At 71.9% G+C, this 15,707-nt stretch carries 18 protein-coding genes; 11 read left to right on the plus strand and 7 right to left on the minus strand.

Annotated features, from left to right (window positions below):
- Positions 1-342: 342 nt before the first annotated feature.
- From ACWDSJ_RS35915 to ACWDSJ_RS35925, 3 genes are all read right to left on the minus strand, one after another.
- Positions 343-1,137: an RNA polymerase sigma factor SigF gene (locus tag ACWDSJ_RS35915; protein ID WP_387360799.1), complete on the minus strand. Its 795-nt coding sequence runs from the start codon at positions 1,135-1,137 to the stop codon at positions 343-345.
- Complete coding sequence (locus ACWDSJ_RS35920) at positions 1,127-1,660, minus strand: ATP-binding protein (protein WP_450037244.1); 534 nt, start codon at positions 1,658-1,660, stop codon at positions 1,127-1,129. Before ACWDSJ_RS35920 ends, ACWDSJ_RS35915 begins: the two co-directional genes overlap by 11 nt.
- Positions 1,661-1,891: 231 nt before the next feature.
- Positions 1,892-2,281 (minus strand): STAS domain-containing protein, encoded by a 390-nt coding sequence (locus ACWDSJ_RS35925; RefSeq protein WP_387360795.1) that lies wholly within the window; start codon positions 2,279-2,281, stop codon positions 1,892-1,894.
- 417 nt (positions 2,282-2,698) lie between these two features.
- On the opposite strand from ACWDSJ_RS35925, the gene ACWDSJ_RS35930 reads away from it, so the two are divergent.
- From ACWDSJ_RS35930 to ACWDSJ_RS35940, 3 genes are read left to right on the plus strand one after another with little or no spacing between them, the layout of a single operon-like run.
- Positions 2,699-2,923, plus strand: a complete 225-nt coding sequence (locus ACWDSJ_RS35930; protein ID WP_387360793.1) for a DUF6480 family protein — start codon at positions 2,699-2,701, stop codon at positions 2,921-2,923.
- Between the two features lie 11 nt (positions 2,924-2,934).
- Positions 2,935-4,902, plus strand: a complete 1,968-nt coding sequence (locus tag ACWDSJ_RS35935; RefSeq protein ID WP_450037245.1) for an erythromycin esterase family protein — start codon at positions 2,935-2,937, stop codon at positions 4,900-4,902.
- Positions 4,903-4,933: 31 nt separating this feature from the next.
- A complete protein-coding gene (locus ACWDSJ_RS35940; RefSeq protein WP_450037246.1) occupies positions 4,934-5,773 on the plus strand; it encodes a hypothetical protein in 840 nt (279 codons plus the stop codon).
- A gap of 3 nt (positions 5,774-5,776) precedes the next feature.
- Here the strand turns inward: ACWDSJ_RS35940 and ACWDSJ_RS35945 are convergent, their stop codons facing one another.
- Positions 5,777-6,616 carry an acyl-CoA thioesterase domain-containing protein gene (locus tag ACWDSJ_RS35945; RefSeq protein WP_450037248.1) on the minus strand — a complete coding sequence of 280 codons (840 nt, stop codon included), beginning with the start codon at positions 6,614-6,616 and terminating at the stop codon, positions 5,777-5,779.
- A 96-nt stretch (positions 6,617-6,712) separates the two neighbouring features.
- Between ACWDSJ_RS35945 and ACWDSJ_RS35950 the strand changes: the two genes are divergently transcribed.
- The 6 genes from ACWDSJ_RS35950 to ACWDSJ_RS35975 are packed head-to-tail and all read left to right on the plus strand — an operon-like array spanning position 6,713 to position 11,647.
- A complete protein-coding gene (locus tag ACWDSJ_RS35950) occupies positions 6,713-7,918 on the plus strand; it encodes a glycosyltransferase (protein WP_450037249.1) in 1,206 nt (401 codons plus the stop codon).
- Positions 7,919-7,926: 8 nt separating this feature from the next.
- Entirely contained in the window at positions 7,927-8,442 is a 516-nt protein-coding gene (locus tag ACWDSJ_RS35955; RefSeq protein WP_450037251.1) for a D-glycero-alpha-D-manno-heptose-1,7-bisphosphate 7-phosphatase, read from the plus strand.
- Positions 8,443-8,479: 37 nt separating this feature from the next.
- Positions 8,480-9,040 carry a D-sedoheptulose-7-phosphate isomerase gene (locus ACWDSJ_RS35960; protein WP_387361306.1) on the plus strand — a complete coding sequence of 187 codons (561 nt, stop codon included), beginning with the start codon at positions 8,480-8,482 and terminating at the stop codon, positions 9,038-9,040.
- Positions 9,037-10,020, plus strand: a complete 984-nt coding sequence (locus tag ACWDSJ_RS35965; protein WP_450037253.1) for a PfkB family carbohydrate kinase — start codon at positions 9,037-9,039, stop codon at positions 10,018-10,020. The genes ACWDSJ_RS35960 and ACWDSJ_RS35965 overlap by 4 nt, the downstream gene beginning before the upstream one ends.
- Positions 10,017-10,715 (plus strand): SDR family oxidoreductase, encoded by a 699-nt coding sequence (locus tag ACWDSJ_RS35970; RefSeq protein ID WP_387360781.1) that lies wholly within the window; start codon positions 10,017-10,019, stop codon positions 10,713-10,715. Before ACWDSJ_RS35965 ends, ACWDSJ_RS35970 begins: the two co-directional genes overlap by 4 nt.
- A complete protein-coding gene (locus ACWDSJ_RS35975) occupies positions 10,706-11,647 on the plus strand; it encodes a glycosyltransferase family 9 protein (protein WP_450037254.1) in 942 nt (313 codons plus the stop codon). The genes ACWDSJ_RS35970 and ACWDSJ_RS35975 overlap by 10 nt, the downstream gene beginning before the upstream one ends.
- A 189-nt stretch (positions 11,648-11,836) precedes the next feature.
- Here ACWDSJ_RS35975 and mbp1 read toward each other — a convergent pair whose 3' ends face one another.
- The 3 genes from mbp1 to ACWDSJ_RS35990 all read right to left on the minus strand — a co-directional run bounded on the left by mbp1 (position 11,837) and on the right by ACWDSJ_RS35990 (position 13,122).
- Positions 11,837-12,088 (minus strand): microaggregate-binding protein 1, encoded by a 252-nt coding sequence (gene mbp1, locus ACWDSJ_RS35980; RefSeq protein WP_387360777.1) that lies wholly within the window; start codon positions 12,086-12,088, stop codon positions 11,837-11,839.
- 78 nt (positions 12,089-12,166) lie between these two features.
- A complete protein-coding gene (locus ACWDSJ_RS35985) occupies positions 12,167-12,685 on the minus strand; it encodes a DUF6328 family protein (protein ID WP_450037256.1) in 519 nt (172 codons plus the stop codon).
- Entirely contained in the window at positions 12,682-13,122 is a 441-nt protein-coding gene (locus ACWDSJ_RS35990; RefSeq protein WP_387360773.1) for a ChaB family protein, read from the minus strand. Before ACWDSJ_RS35990 ends, ACWDSJ_RS35985 begins: the two co-directional genes overlap by 4 nt.
- A gap of 107 nt (positions 13,123-13,229) precedes the next feature.
- Here ACWDSJ_RS35990 and ACWDSJ_RS35995 point away from each other — a divergent pair, with 107 nt between their 5' ends.
- Positions 13,230-14,741: an FAD-dependent oxidoreductase gene (locus ACWDSJ_RS35995; protein ID WP_450037258.1), complete on the plus strand. Its 1,512-nt coding sequence runs from the start codon at positions 13,230-13,232 to the stop codon at positions 14,739-14,741.
- Between the two features lie 115 nt (positions 14,742-14,856).
- The gene (locus ACWDSJ_RS36000) at positions 14,857-15,684 is read left to right on the plus strand and encodes a nucleotidyltransferase family protein (protein ID WP_450037260.1); all 828 of its coding nucleotides are present in this window, start codon (positions 14,857-14,859) and stop codon (positions 15,682-15,684) included.
- Positions 15,685-15,707: the final 23 nt, after the last annotated feature.

Genomic DNA, 15,707 nt, shown 5'->3' on the forward strand with positions numbered 1-15,707 from the left:
GCCCTGCCCGTCGCCGCGCTCGCGGCCCGCGCGACCGTCGTCACCACCGGCCACGCCGACGCGCCCGCCGACGGCGTCGGCGCCCTACTTCGACACGGCTAGAGGAGGTTTCACCATGGACACCCTGCCCCCGGTCCCCGGCCCCGACCCCGGCCCGCCGGACCCGATCCCCGCACCCGACCCCGCCCCGAACCCGACCCCCGATCCGGTGCCGACCCCCGACCCGCTTCCCCACCCGGGGCAGCCGGACCCGATCCCGGGCCCCGGCCCCGTTCCGCCGGAACCGGGACCGGTGTCCCCGACCGCCCCGCAGCCACCCGAGGTTGGATGAGCGCGAAAGCGCTACTCCCGCAACGCTTCCTCGCGCAGCCACCCGAGGGTCTTGGCGAGGATGCGGGAGACGTGCATCTGCGAGATGCCCAGGGCCTCGGCGATCTGGGTCTGGGTCTTGTTCTCGAAGAAGCGCATCATGAGCACGTTGCGTTCGCGTTCGGGGAGTTCGGCGATCAAGGGCTTGACGGCCATGAACTCCTCGACGCGATCGTAGCGGGGCTCGGCCTCGCCGAGGACCTCCATCAGCGACAGCGGGCTGTTCTCGCCGTCGTCGCTGGTGACCGCGTCCAGTGAGGACACCTGATACGAATTACCCGCGATCAGCGCCTGCGTGACCTCGACCAGGTCCACGTCGAGCTCCTCGGCGATCTCCCGCGCACGGGGCATGCGGCCCAGCCGTTGCGCGAGCTGATCGACGGTCCCGCCGATGGACAGCTGAATCTCCTTGGTACGGCGCGGAACTCGCACCGCCCAGGTGTTGTCGCGGAAATGCCGCCGCACCTCGCCCATGATCGTCGGCACCGCGAAGGACAGGAACGACGAACCCCGGCTCACGTCGAACCGGTCCACGGCCTGCACCAGACCGACCCGCGCGACCTGCAACAAGTCGTCGAAGTTCTCGCCGCGGCCGGAGAACTTCCGCGCGATGTGATCGGCCAGCGGCATGCACAGCCCGATCACCTTCTCCCGCACCGCTTCTCGCTGCGGATCGTCCGGCGCGAACGCGGCCAGTTCCTCGAAGACGGGCTCTATGTTGTCGTAGCTGTCGCCACCGCGGTGACGGCGGCTGCGCTCATCCGCCATCGGCTTCCCCTCGCGCCCGGCTGAACTCGACGAGGATCGGGAAGCCGTTGCGCACAGCGTCGAACGGCTCGGTCTCCGAGGAGATCGTGTCGGTGATCGTCTGCAGCACGTGCCAGCCGAAACTGTTCTCGTCGAGCGCATCCGAGACCGAGGCCACCCCCGCGACCCGCACGGTCATGCGGCCGTCGTCGTAGGCGAAGTCACAGTCCACCGCCGAACCGGGAACGGCCTCGGCGATCAGGGCCGTGGCGATCTCGTCGAGCGCGACCCGGATGTCGGTCACCTCGTCGAGCGCGAAATCCGCGATCAGCGCGACGGTTTCGGCAAGCGCTCGTAGCATGGTGAGTTGCCCCAGGTCGGCCGGCACGCGAATGCCGACGCTCGAGGTCTGCGCGGGTGACCTCGAAACCCACTCGCTCATCGACACGTCCCTCTCCTCCTCCCAACCGGCGAGCGTCGTCGGGGCGCGCCCGCTTCCGCCGTCTCGCCGTCCATTCCCTGTCACGTCCACGGTGCCCCGCAATCCACGACCTTAGGCGGACCGTCGCCGGTGCGCGACGGTCGGGTCGGATTCCCCGGTCTGGCACGAAAGACGCGCCCGCGGCTGTGCGCGGGCGCGATCCTGATCGCGGCTGCCAAGTCCTGGCCTTTCTGCTCCAGCAATATCTTTCGGCGCTTACCCGGGTTCGCGGGATCGAAACATGCCCGAAAAGGTGGGACCGGTCGTGACCGGTCCCACACGAATTCGCCTGCCCTACTCCGTCAGCGCGGCCTCCACCGAGGGGTAGTAGCGGAACAGGGGACGCAGCCCGGTCTTGTCCAGGATGCGCTCGATCTCGCGACGGCCGGAGACCACCCGCAGATCCACGCCGAGCGTGGCGGCCATGGTCTTCGCGGCCACCAGGGCCTGGGCCGATCCGATGCTCAGGAACCGCGTCGGCCGGAAGTCGAGCACCACGGCCCGGGAACTGCTCGTCACCGCGCGGCCCAGGGCGTCGTGGAATTCCTCGGCGACGGTCGCGTCCAACTCGCCCTCGACGCGGACGATCGTGTACGGCCGCCGGTCGACCGAGCGCGTCGGCGGACCCTCGGGCACGCCGGATGTGACATCGATCCGGCGGTGCAGAACGGCGATTGCTGACATAACCAGAGCCTCCCGAAAGGGGGTGTCCAGTTCCTGCGCGAAGTACGATCCGTCGAGCCAGCGATCAAAGGTCTACTACATGACCGTCGCCCGGTGTCTCGGACGGCTCCGAACGCGAACCGGGATCGGCTGTAGTCTCAACCTGCCCTCCATTCTCGCACGCCCCCGACCGAGTGTCATCGCTTCCGGTCGAAACGATTTCCACACCCCTGCGATCTGGTCTTCTCAGGTCCTCGGCTCAGGTCCTCGGCCCGAGCGCACGTATTCCGGCCGCGGGCGGGTACGCGCCGGGTATGGAACTCCTGTTGATCCTGTTGGTCATTCCGGTGGCCGTCGCGATCGTCGTGCTCGTGCGGCGACGGCGCGGCAACCGTCCCGGAGATCCCCTGGTCCCCGGCAACGACGGGAGGTAGAGCGATGTCCATGGATCCCGATCCCGCCCGCACCCCCGACCTCGAATCCGGCGGCGGCGTCCGCCCCGGGTCCACGCCCCCGGACACCCCGCAGACCTCCGGGCTGTCCGCCCCCGAACCGCGCACCCGCAATCACATGCCGCCGACGGGGATCGCGGTGATCGCCGCGGCGGTCCTGTTGGTGATCGCCTTCGTGGTGGTGGCGGTGCTGCTGGTGATCCAGATGTGAGGTGAACCGCCATGACCCGTACCCCGGCGGCGGCGCGACCGCATCTGTTCCGCGATCGCCGCGAGGCCGGAACCGTTCTGGGACAACAGCTTTCGCACCATCGCGGGGACGACGTGCTGGTGCTGGGGCTGGCGCGCGGCGGGGTTCCGGTCGCCTGGCAGGTCGCCGCGGCCCTGGCCGCGCCGCTGGACGTGTTCGTGGTGCGCAAACTGGGCGCGCCCGCGAACCCGGAGGTCGCCGTCGGCGCGCTGGCCCCGGGTCAGCGCATCGTGATCGACGACGACATCGTGCGCGCGTTCGACGTGCGCCCGGACGAGCTGGACCGGATCATCGCCCGCGAGAGCCGGGAGCTGACCCGCCGCGAATCCGTCTACCGCGGTGACCGCCCGCCGCCGCGGGTGCGCGGGCGCACGGTGATCCTCGTCGACGACGGGCTGGCGACCGGCGCCAGCATGCGCGCGGCGATCGCGGCCCTGCGCGATCTCGGTCCCGCTCGGATCGTGGCGGCGGTCCCGGCGGCGCCGGAGTCGACGTGCGCGGAGATGTCGCGGCTCGTCGACGAGATGGTCTGCGCGACCACGCCCACCCCCTTCCGCGCGGTCGGCGACTCGTACTGGAATTTCACCCAGACCACCGACGCCGAGGTCGCCCAGTGGCTGGGCGCCCCCACCACCGGACACGTCCCCGAGCCCGATCCGCCGCTGACCGCGCTGCGCCGCCGAGCCCGGCCCGCCCCCAACGGGATTCCCGCCCCCGAGGCGATCGACGACCTCGTCGGCGACGCGCGCGTGGTGCTCATCGGCGAGAGCACGCACGGCACCCACGAGTTCTACGCCGCCCGCGCGGCCATCACGCAATACCTGCTGGCCGAACACGATTTCTGCGCCGTGGCCGTCGAGGCCGACTGGCCCGACGCCTATCGCGCCGACTGCTTCGCGCGCGGCCGGGGACGCGACGCCCACGCCGGGGACGCCCTCGGCGATTTCACCCGCTTCCCGACCTGGATGTGGCGCAATACGGTGGTCCGCGACTTCCTGACCTGGCTGCGCCGCCACAACGCCGACCATCCCGACGACGCGGCGGGATTCTACGGACTGGACCTGTTCGGCTTGCGCCGCTCGGCCGCCGCGGTGATCGACTACCTGGATCGGGTGGATCCCGACGCCGCCGCCCGCGCCCGCGACCGCTACGGCTGCTTCGACCGCTTCCCCGACCACGAGCGGTCCTACGGCTACGCCGCGGCCTTCGGGGCGGGCGAGACCTGCGAACGCGAGGTGATCGAACAGCTGAAGGAGTTGCGCGACAACGCCTTCCGGCGACTCGGTGTCGACGGTCCGGCCCCCGACGCCGAGGAGGCCCGGTTCTACGCCGAACGCAACGCCTCGGCCGTGCGCGCCGCCGAGGAGTACTACCGCGCGATGTTCGGCGGCCGCACCCTGTCGTGGAATCTGCGCGACACCCACATGGCCGACACGCTGCGCGCGCTCGACGAGCACCTCACCCGCCGCCGCGGCCGCCCCGCGCGAATCGTGGTGTGGGCGCACAACTCTCACGTCGGCGACGGCGCGGCCACCGAACTCGCCGACGACGGTCAGCTCACCCTCGGCCAGCTCGCGCGCCGCGCGTACGGCCCGGCCGCGCGGCTGATCGGCCTGTGCACCCGGGGCGGCACGGTGCTCGCGGCCGACGAATGGGACGGTCCCGCACGGCGATTCGACGTCGTCCCCGCGCTGCCCGACAGCGTGGAGGATCTGCTCACCGAGCTCGAGGCGGGCCCGATCCTGTTGCGCTCCGATATCGGCGACGCGACGGCGGCCGCCGCGTGGGACGCGCCGCGGCTGGCGCGCGCCATCGGCGTGGTGTACCGCCCCGACACCGAGCGACACAGCCATTACTTCTACGTCCGCCCCGCCCGGCAATTCGACGCTATGATCCATATTCCACAGACCCGGGCACTGCGGCCCTTGGATCCACTGTGACGCGCTTGCTCCCCATTTCGATAAGGAGTACATGTCGGAGGTGACCGTCGACCGAGCCCAGACCTCGTCGCGGCGGCGCAGCTGGGAACAGTTGCCCGCGGCCGCCCGAACCGCGGTGGCGGCGATGACCGGGCCGGTCCTGCGCGCCGAATCCGTGATCGCCGGATTCAGCAGCCATCTCGCCGCCGTCGTCGACACCGCCGACGGCCGCACCTTCGTCAAGGGGATGCGCGCCGAGGATCCCGAGGTGTGGACCCAGCATCGCGAGGCCGCGCTCGGCCCCTACGTCACCCCGATCGGGCCGCGGGTGCGCTGGCACATCAACACCGCGGGCTGGGATCTGCTCGGATTCGACTGTGTCGCAGGGCATTTCGCCGACTACCGGGTCAACGCCGATCTGCTGGCCACCGCCGCCGCCATGACCGCGCTGGGCGGGCTGCGCAGCCCGGCGAATCTGGAGCTGAAGGACGCCGAGAAGCGTTGGGGCATCTACCTTTCCGATCCCCTCGACCGCGATCTGCTGGCGGGCGACGCGCTGCTGCACACCGACTGGAACTACAGCAACGTCCTCATCACCGAGGGCGGCACCGCGCGCCTGGTGGACTGGCCGTGGTCCACCCGCGGCGCGGGCTGGATCGACCCGTGCTGCTGGATCGTCTGGCTGATCTTCGCCGGGCACACCCCCGCGGCGGCCGAGGGCTGGGCGGCCCGAGTCCCGGCCTGGCACACCGCCACCGAACGCCAACTCGCCGTCTTCGCCACCGCCCTCGCCGAGGAGTGGTCCGCCACCGCCGACCGCAACCCCAACGTCTGGACCCGCAGCCTGCGCGACGCGGCCCGCGAATGGCAAGCCCACCGGCTGGGCCACTGACACTCAGGTCCGGGTGCGCGCCGTCGCCAGCACGTCGTCGAGGCGGGCGGCGGTGATCTGGCGGGCGGCGTTGGCCACCGCGGTGATCATGGCGGTGCCGAAACTTCCCTGCCGGTCGAATAACGTCGCGCTGCCCACCGCGATGCCGTCCGCGGCGAGATGGTTGTCGGCCTCGACGCCGATCCACTCGCCGATCGGCAGGCGGGCCAGGCCGAGGGTGAGATCGGTGTTGATGTAGCCGACGCCCGCGTCGCTCCAATTGGTCACCATGCTGGTCTGTTCCGCGGCCATGGCCGCGCGCGTGAACGCCGTGAGCGGCGTCCCGGCCAGCACCGGCAGCGGCGACTGCCAGCTGCGCTTGCGGCTGCCGTTCTCGTGCTCGGTGAAAATCCGCGACCAGCGGCCGGATTCGTCGCTGTGCCACCACGGGGCGTGCTCGACCACCTCCGGCGGCGCGAGGTCGACCGGGGGCGCGGCGGGGTGCTCACCCCGCTTCCAGATCGCCCCGGGCGGATCCTGCGACGGCCGCAGGAACACCACCGACGCGCGCGCCACCGGTCCGTCGTCCTGGCTCACCAACGCGTCGGCGAGCCGGATCCGCTTACCGTCGCGCACCCGCGTGGTGGTGACCGACACCGGCCGCATCCGCGCGGGTTTGAACAAATCCACCGTCACCCGCGCGGGCACGAAACCGTCCCCGCCGTGCTCGGCCTCGAGGGCACCGGCCAGCAAACCGCACAACGCCGGTCCGACGATCTGGTCCGACGACCACTGGCTCGCCGCCACCGGCCGCGGCGCGTACCCGTTCCCGACGGCGTCGAAATAGCCGTTTCCCTCGCCCACTTCTCACATCCTGCCTGGTAGTGCGACCGATCTTGTTTCTTCCGGCACATATAGCACGAAGCGTTTCGATAGGAGAAGCACGGGCATGACGTGCACATGAAAGTTGCCATGATCTCCGAACACGCCAGCCCGCTGGCCGCGTTGGGCGGCGTCGACGCGGGCGGCCAGAATGTGCACGTGGCAGCGCTTTCCGCGGCATTGGCCGAGCGCGGTCACGAGATCACGGTCTACACCCGCCGCGACGATCCGGACGCGCCCGAACAGGTCACCACGACCGACGGGTACCGAGTCGTCCACGTACCCGCCGGTCCCGCGCGGCACCTGCCCAAGGACGAGCTGTTGCCGCATATGGGCGAATTCGGGGCATTCCTGCGCGACCGCTGGTCGGCCGCCCGGCCCGATGTCGCGCACGCCCATTTCTGGATGTCCGGACTGGCCGCCGAGTTGGCGGCCCGCGACGTGGAAGTGCCTGTGGTACAGACCTTTCACGCCCTGGGCACGGTGAAGCGGCGGCATCAGGGCGCCGCCGACACCAGCCCGCCCGCGCGGATCCGCCTCGAACGCATGATCGCCACCCGCGCCTCGCGGGTCGTGGCGACCTGCTCCGACGAGGTGTTCGAGCTGACCCGCATGGGCGTGCCGCGGCATCGGATCTCGGTGGTGCCGTGCGGCGTCGACACCGGCACCTTCACCCCGGACGGTCCCGCGGCCGCGCGCGGTCCGTGCCCGCACCGGATTCTCTCGGTCGGACGGATGGTGCCGCGCAAGGGATTCGAGATCGCGGTGCGCGCGCTGGCCGCGCTGCCCGACACCGAACTGGTCGTCGTGGGCGGCACCGACGCCGAACGCGCCGAGGCCGACCGCTTGCGCTCGATCGCCGCGGAAGTCGCTGTGGCGCAACGGGTCACGATGCTCGGCCAGGTGCCGCGGCAGGCCATGCCGGGGTTGTTCCGCTCGGCGGACGTGGTGCTGTGCACGCCGTGGTACGAGCCGTTCGGCATGGTGCCGCTCGAGGCCATGGCATGCGCGCGCCCGGTCGTGGCGACGGCGGTGGGCGGGATGATCGACTCCGTCGCCGACGGCGTCACCGGCCGCCTGGTCGCCTCGCTGGAACCCGAGGCGATCGCCGAGGCGGTGCGGCCGCTGCTGCTCGACGACGCGCTGCGCACGGCGTGGGGCGCGGCCGGGGCGGCGCGGGCCCGCACCCGCTACGGCTGGGACCGCATCGCCAACCAGACGGCCGCGGTCTACCGGCAGGCCGCGCCCGCGCTGGCCGGGGAGATCGCCTCCGCGGCGCGCTGAGGCCGACGATGACCGCGGCGCTGCTGTTCGATCGCGACGACACCCTGATCGTCGACGTGCCCTATCTGTCGGATCCCGCTCTGGTGCAACCGGTTCCGGGCGCGGTGGAACTGCTCGACCGGTTGCGCGCGGACGGGATCCCGATCGGGGTGGTGAGCAATCAGTCCGGGGTGGCCCGGGGATTGCTCACCGTCGACCAGCTGGCCGCGGTCAACGCGCGGGTCGAGGAACTGCTCGGCCCGTTCGACACCTGGCAGATCTGTCTGCACGCACCCGCCGACGACTGCCCGTGCCGCAAGCCGCGACCGGGCCTGATCCTGGCCGCGGCCCGCGACCTCGGCGTCGATCCCGCCCACTGCGTGGTGATCGGCGACATCGGCGCGGATGTGCGGGCCGCGCTCGCGGCGGGCGCCGACGCGGTGCTGGTCCCGACCGCCAGGACCCGCCTCGAGGAGATCGAACACGCGCGCGCCGCCGCCCGGGTGGCGCCCGACCTGGTCACCGCGGTGGCCCTCGCGCTGTAGGAAAGGGAGGTCGACGGTGAGCACGCAGCACGGCGACATACTCGACGAACGCTTCTCCGCACTCGAACACGCGCTGCGCCACAACAGATCCGCCACCGCGCGGCTGTGGCGCTGGGGCGAACACCTGGCCGGGGTCTACGCGCGCGGCGGCCGCCTGCTCGCCTGCGGCAACGGCGGCAGCGCCGCGGAGGCCCAGCATCTGACGGCCGAGCTGACCGGACGCTTCGAGGGCGAGCGAATTCCGTTGGCGGCCATACCGTTACACGCCGACACCTCGACGGTCACCGCGGTGGTCAACGACTACGGCATCGACGAGATGTTCGCCCGCCAGGTCCGCGCGCACGCCCGGCCCGGCGACGTGCTGGTGGTGCTGTCCACCAGCGGTTCGAGCGCCAATGTGGTCGCCGCCGCCAAGGCCGCGCAGGAGATCGGCGCGGTCACCTGGGCGCTCACCGGTCCCGCCCCCAATCCCCTCGCGGCGCTGTGCCACGACGCCATCGCCGTGGACGCCGAGCGGGTGGCGACCGTCCAGGAGATCCATCTGCTGCTCATCCATTCCCTGTGCGCGGCAATGGAATCGGCGATGAGGTCGCGGTGAGCGCCCCGCTGGTGGTGGTCGGCGACGTGCTGCTCGACATCGACGTGCACGGCCGCGCCGACCGCCGCAGCCCCGACGCCCCCGTGCCCGTGGTCGACGTCCGCGCGCAGGAGTTCCGGCCCGGCGGCGCGGGCCTGGCGGCGCTGCTGGCCGCCCGCGACGCCGACGACGTGGTGCTGGTCGGCGGCTTCGGCGCCGACGCCGCGGCGGATCGGCTGCGCGGGCTGTTCGAGGGCCGGGTATGGCTGGCGGAGCTGCCCCTGCGCGGAACCACGGTGTGCAAGGAGCGGATTCGCGCCACCGGACCGTGCGCGGGCGCCGGACCGCGCGGCGAGGACGGCGAGACGCCCACCCCGATCACCCGGCTCGACTACGGCGACGGCCGCGTCGGCGACGACCGCCTCACCCCCAAGGTGCGCTCGGCGCTCGAGGCGGCGGGCGCGATCCTGGTGGCCGACTACGGGCGCGGCGTGAGCGCGCACCCCGAACTGCGTTCGGTGCTCACCGAGCGCGCCGCCCGGATCCCGGTGGTGTGGGATCCGCATCCGCGCGGCGCGCCGCCCGTACCGGGCGCGGCCCTGGTGACGCCGAATCGCGGCGAGGCCGTCGAATTCGGCGGTGGCAGCGACGATTTCGACGCGGTGGCCCGCGCGCTGTGCGAGCGGTGGCAGGCCCGCGCGATCGCGGTGACGCTCGGCGACCGCGGCGCGCTGTTCCATCGGCGCGGTGGGGCCGAGACGGTCGCCGTCCCCATCCCCGACCGGTCGCGGCCCGGTCCCGGGGCCGACACCTGCGGCGCGGGCGACCGGTTCAGCGCCGCCGCCACCGCCGCACTGCGCGCCGGGCACGGCCCGGCCTACGCGGTGCGCGTCGCGGTCGAGACCGCGGCCGAATTCGTCTGCGCCGGAGCCGCTTCCAGCGTGCGCATCGGATCCGAACTCCCCCTCGACGACCACGTGAGAAAGGCAGGGCTGGTATGACCGACAGCACGACGCTGGGCAATATCGTCATCACCGGAGGCGCCTCGGGCCTCGGCGCGGCCGTGGCGCAGGCCGTGCAGAAGGCGGGCGGCACCCCGCTCATCATCGACCGACAGGATCCGGGCGCCGAATTCCTTTGGGAGCACGCCGATCTCGCCGATCCCGAGGACGCCGAACGCGCGGTGCGGACCCTGGTCGAACGCGCGGGCGGGGACCTGCACGGCGTGTTCACCGCCGCGGGCACCGACCGCTGCGGGGCGTTCACCGACGTGCCCGCCGCCGAGTGGGAACGCGTGGTGCGGGTCAACCTGTTCGGCACCGCCGCGGTCGTGCGCGCCGCGCTGCCCGGCCTGCGCCGCACCCGCGGCCGCGTGGTGACCGTCGCGTCCACGCTGGGCCTGCGCGCCCTGCCCGACGCGACCGCCTACTGCGCCTCGAAGTTCGGCGTGGTCGGCTTCACCCGCGCGCTCGCCGCCGAGACCGCCGGGGAGGTCGGGGTGACGTTGCTGATTCCCGGCGGCATGCACACCGCGTTCTTCGACGATCGCCCCGACCAGTACAAGCCGGGCCCCGACGCGCGCCTGAACCGCCCCGAGGACGTGGCGGCCACGGTGATCTTCGCGCTCACCCAGCCCGCGGGCTGCGAGATCCGCGAACTGGTGGTGTGCCCGTCCACGGAGACGTCGTGGCCGTGACGCTGGCGCTGCGCGCGCTGGGCCTGGGCGATTTCCTGACCGCCGTCCCCGCCCTGCGCGCGCTGCGCACCGCCCGCCCCGAACACCGATTGGTCCTGGCGGCGCCGGAATGGCTGCGGCCGATCATCGAATTGTCCGGCGCGGTGGACGAATTGCTGCCCACCCCCGGCCTCGGCGCGCTGCGCTGGCCCGGCCCGCGCCCCGCCCTCGCGGTCAACCTGCACGGGCGCGGCCCCGAGAGCATCGGCGACCTGCTCGCCCTGCGGCCCCGCCACCTGATCACCCACCGCCACGCCCGCTATCCCGGCGTGGACGGCCCCGAATGGGCCTACGGCACCCACGAGGTCACCCGCTGGTGCCGACTGCTCGAATTCGCGGGCATGACGTCTTCGCCTGGCGCCCTGGGCATTCCGGCCCCACCCGAAACCGAATACGACGGCCGTATCCTCGTGCACCCCGGCGCCAGCACCGCCGCCTGCCGCTGGCCCGCCGACCGCTTCGCGACCGTCGCCGCCGCCCTACGCCGCGCCGGCCACCGCGTCCTGATCACCGGCAGCGCCGACGAGTACGACCTCGCCCGCGAGGTGGCCCACCACGCCGGCCTCCCCGAAACAGCCGTAACCGCAGGCCGATACACACTGCGCGAACTCGCCGCCGCCGTCGCCGGTGCCGCGCTCGTCATCTGCGGCGACACCGGAATCGGCCATCTCGCAACAGCTCTCGGCACCCCCTCGGTACTGATCTTCGGCCCCAACCCCCCATCCTGGTGGGGCCCACCCCCCGACCGCCCGGAACATCGCGCCCTGTGGGCCGGACAACTCGGCGACCCCTTCGCCGACACCCCCGACCCGGGCCTCCTCCTCATCTCCACCGACGAGGTCCTGGAGGCCGCGAAAGACCAACTGGCCGTCCTACTTCCGATCCCCCGCTGAGCGCCCCCACCAAGCCCTGCCCACCCACCGATCGCAGTTCCCTACGGTGCCCCTCGCCCCGCACGGCTCTTGCATGCCCCTCGCCCATGCGGCCCCTCCCATGTCCCTCGCCGAGCGAAGCGAGGCGAGGGCGCGAAAAGCGGCTGCCCGGGGAACCGGGCAGCCGCTGTTTCGGTATTAGGGGCGGGGTCAGGCGTTGCCGCGCTGGTACGCCTGCTCCTGCTGCTTCTTGACCTCGGCCTTGGCGCGTTCCTTCTCGGCCTCGGCCTCCTTCTTGGCGGCCTCCTGCTGGGAGTCGGCGCGGTCCTGCTGGGTGCGGCCCTCGTCGCGCAGGTTCTCGTTGCCGAGGACGGTGCCGGCGGCCTCCTTGGCCTTACCCTTCACATCCTCGACGGCGCCTTCGAAACCCTCACGGATGCCGCCCTTTTCGTGCTCGGACAAGACATTCACCTCCACGAATGTCGGAATCACGGACACTCTGGTGCTACCCGCGAGTAGGGCACCGAAACATCCACGGCGTCAAGGGTTTCCACCGGCACGCCGCTGTTGCCACGGATGCAGCACCCATACCGTCAGGAACAGCGCCGCGAACACCACCCCGGCCGCCACGGCCGGACCGGTACCCGCGACCACCTGGAAGATGAGGACGGCAACGCCCGTCAGCGCGATGCCGAGCAACGCGAGCCCGATCATGGCGTAGAGGTGCGCGGTCCACACCACCCGGCCGAGCAGATGCCTGCGGAACAGGATGCGGTGCGCCGACACCGGACCCACCAGGAACACCGTGGCCCCGATCGACGCCGCGACCGTGACCAGATACAGCCAGCGCATCCAGGTGGTCATCAGCCCGGGGAACCGGGCCTGGAACGGCAGGGTCAGCAGGAAGCCGGTGAGCAGCTGCACCCCGGTCTGCACCACGCGGGTCTCCTGGATCAGCGCGGTCCAATTGCGGTCCAGCCGTTCGGTATCCGTCTCGTGCCGGGTCTGCCAGTTCCAGAGCCGGTCGTCGGCGGGCGGTTCGTCGGACTGCTCGTTCACGGCGTCGGCGCCGCCTTGCCCTGGCCGCGGGAGCGTGCCCGGCGGTTGTATTTCTTGATGGCGTCGACCAACTGGTCCTTGGTCATCTGCCAGCGGCCCGAGATCTCCAGGCGCTTGGCCACATCCAGCAGATGCCGCTTGGAGGCGTTGGCGTCCACGCCCTCGGCGGTCTCGCCCTTCGCGTTCGGGCCGCCCCGCGCGGCGCGCTCGTCGGAGGGACCGCGCTGTTCCTTGGCCTCCCAGTGGTCGCCGACCTTCTCGTAACTGTGTTTGAGCGCGGCGTAGGCGACCCGGTGTGCGCGCTGTTCGCTGCCGTACTCCTCGAGCGCCGAATCGTGGGTCTCGGCGAAGATCCGTTGCGCGTGCTCATCGGATTTGCGCAAGGTGCTCGGCAGCTCCGATTGCTTCGGATCACCGCGTTTGTCGGTCTTGGGCATCGCGGCCACCTTCCTCTCGGATTTTTCTCGTACCGGGGGGTTACCCGAGGTCACACGCCTCAATCGGCCGCTGGTTTCCCGCCGCCGCGGCCGGGCACCCCCGACCCATGACTTCGATGTGGCTGAAGACGCCGCGGCCCCCGGCCCATCCCCCGCTCACCCCGGGCCTGCGATTCGATGTCGTCGTGGTCGGCGGCGGCCTGACCGGGCTGGTCACCGCGCTGTTGCTGGCCGACCAGGGCCGCACGACGGCGGTGCTCGAGGCGCGGCGGCTCGGCGCGGTCACCACCGGCAACACCACCGGCAAGGTGAGCCTGTTGCAGGGCACCCGGGCGAGTTCCATCGCGCGGCGACATTCGGGCCGCACCCTGCGCGAGTACACCGACGCCAATCGCGCCGGGCAGCAATGGCTGATCGACTACTGCGCCACGCACGGCATCGAGGTCCAGCGCGAGGCCGCCTACACCTACGCCCAGACCGAGGCGGGACTGGAATCGGTGCGCGCGGAGCTGGCCGCGACCCGCAAGGCCGGGTTGAACACCGAATTCGTCACGGATCTTGATGTGCCGTTCCCGGTGCACGGCGCGATCCGGCTCGGCGATCAGGTGCAGCTCGACGCCATCGATGTGGTCGACGCGCTGGACACCGATCTCGAGGCGCGCGGGGTGACCGTGTTCGAGGGCACCCGCGTGCAGAGCATGCACAGCCGCGACGGCGCCGATCACGTGTTGCGCACCGAGTACGGGGACGTGGCGGCGGATACCGTCGTATTGGCAACGGGCACACCGATTCTCGATCGCGGCGGCTTCTTCGCCCGGGTGACCGCGCAGCGCTCCTACGCCGCGGCCTTCGAGGTCTCCCAGCCGATTCCGCGCGGCATGTATCTCAGCGCCGACAGCCCGGTGCGCTCGCTGCGTTATGTCCCCTCCGAGCGCGGGGAGCTGTTGCTGGTCGGCGGCAGCGGGCACGGCGTCGGCCGCACCGGCGACGCGCGGTCGCACGCCGACGACGTGGTGGCGTGGACCCGCCGCTGGTTCCCCGAGGCCGAACCCGTGTACCGCTGGTCGGCCCAGGACTACAAGCCCAGCGGCGAACTCCCCTACGCCGGACCCATCCTGCCCGGCCACGACCGCATTCTGGTGGCCACCGGCTACGCGAAATGGGGCCTGGCCAACGCGGTCGCCGCCGCGCACACCCTCGTGGGCCGCATCACCGGCGCCCCCGCGCCCTGGCAGTCGGTCTTCGACACCTGGAGCCCCCGCGAACTCGCCGCGCTGCCCACCGCGGTCCGCGACAACGGCGAAGTGGCCCTGCGCTTTTCGAAGGGCTGGCTGTCCGCCCTCGCCGCGCCCCTCACCCGCCGCGGCGAGACCCCCGCCCCGCCCGCCGAGGGCACGGGCCACCTCGAACACCACGGCGTCGCCCCCTGCGCGGTCAGCACGGTCGACGGCCACACTCGCCGCCTCTCCGCCGTCTGCCCCCACCTCGGCGGCGTCGTCGAATGGAACAACGCCGAACGCTCCTGGGACTGCCCCCTCCACGGCTCCCGCTTCGCCCCCGACGGCACCGTCCTCGAGGGCCCCGCCACCACCGACCTCGCCCCCGCCCGCGGCGAGTGACACCGCCCGCGCGGCAACCCGGCCACCGCGGCCCGCGCGGCAACCAGCCGCCCCAGCCGCCACTGCCCCAGCCCCGCGGCGATTAGCGGCGCCCGTGGTGGGGTAGGCCCCCAGCATGTCCACGCCGATCGAGCAGCTCTTGCGCACCCTCACGTTGGTGGTGAACGCGCTGCTCGAGGCGGAGGTGCCGTTCGCGGTGGCCGGGGGGTGCGCGGTGTACGCGCGGGGCGGGCCCGCGTCGGATCACGATGTGGACATCTTCGTCAAACCCGCGGATGTGGCGCGGGCGCGACAGGTGCTGGCCGAGGCGGGACTGCGGCTGGTGGATCCGGCCGAGGACTGGCTCACCAAGGCCTACGACGGGGATACGTTGGTGGACTTGATCTTTCGGCCCAACTATCGTCCCGTCACCGACGACATGCTCGCGCGGGCGACGTGGATGCGGATCGGCCCGGCCGCCGCGCCGGTGGTCAGCGCGACCGATCTCATGGTCGACAAGATCATGGTGCTCGATCCGCACCGGCTCGACCTGACCGTGCTGTTGCAGATCGCGCGCGGGCTGCGCGAACAGGTGGACTGGGAGCGGGTGCGGGCCGAGACGGGACCGTCGCCGTACGCCCGCGCGTTCCTGTCCCTGCTCGACGACCTGGGCATCACCGACAAGGGAGGCATCGTCATGGACGATCCGAGCGGCGACGTACTGCCGCAATATCTCGTGGCCAATCTGCGCCGCGCCTTCGCCGAGGATCCGCGCACCGCCGAACTCGGCGTGCAGGTGACCATCCGCGGCGACGTGGTCGTGCTCGACGGCGAGGTCGCCTGCGAGCAGCGCCGCACCCACCTCGAGGACGTCGTCCACGAACACGCCCCGAACCTGCGCGTGCACAACGACGTTCGCGTGTCCACCACGACGGCCCCCGCCGACCATGAACGCCTCGGCTGACCCCGCGGGCGGGCTGGGGCGCG

The organism is Nocardia sp. NPDC003482, assembly GCF_053588115.1.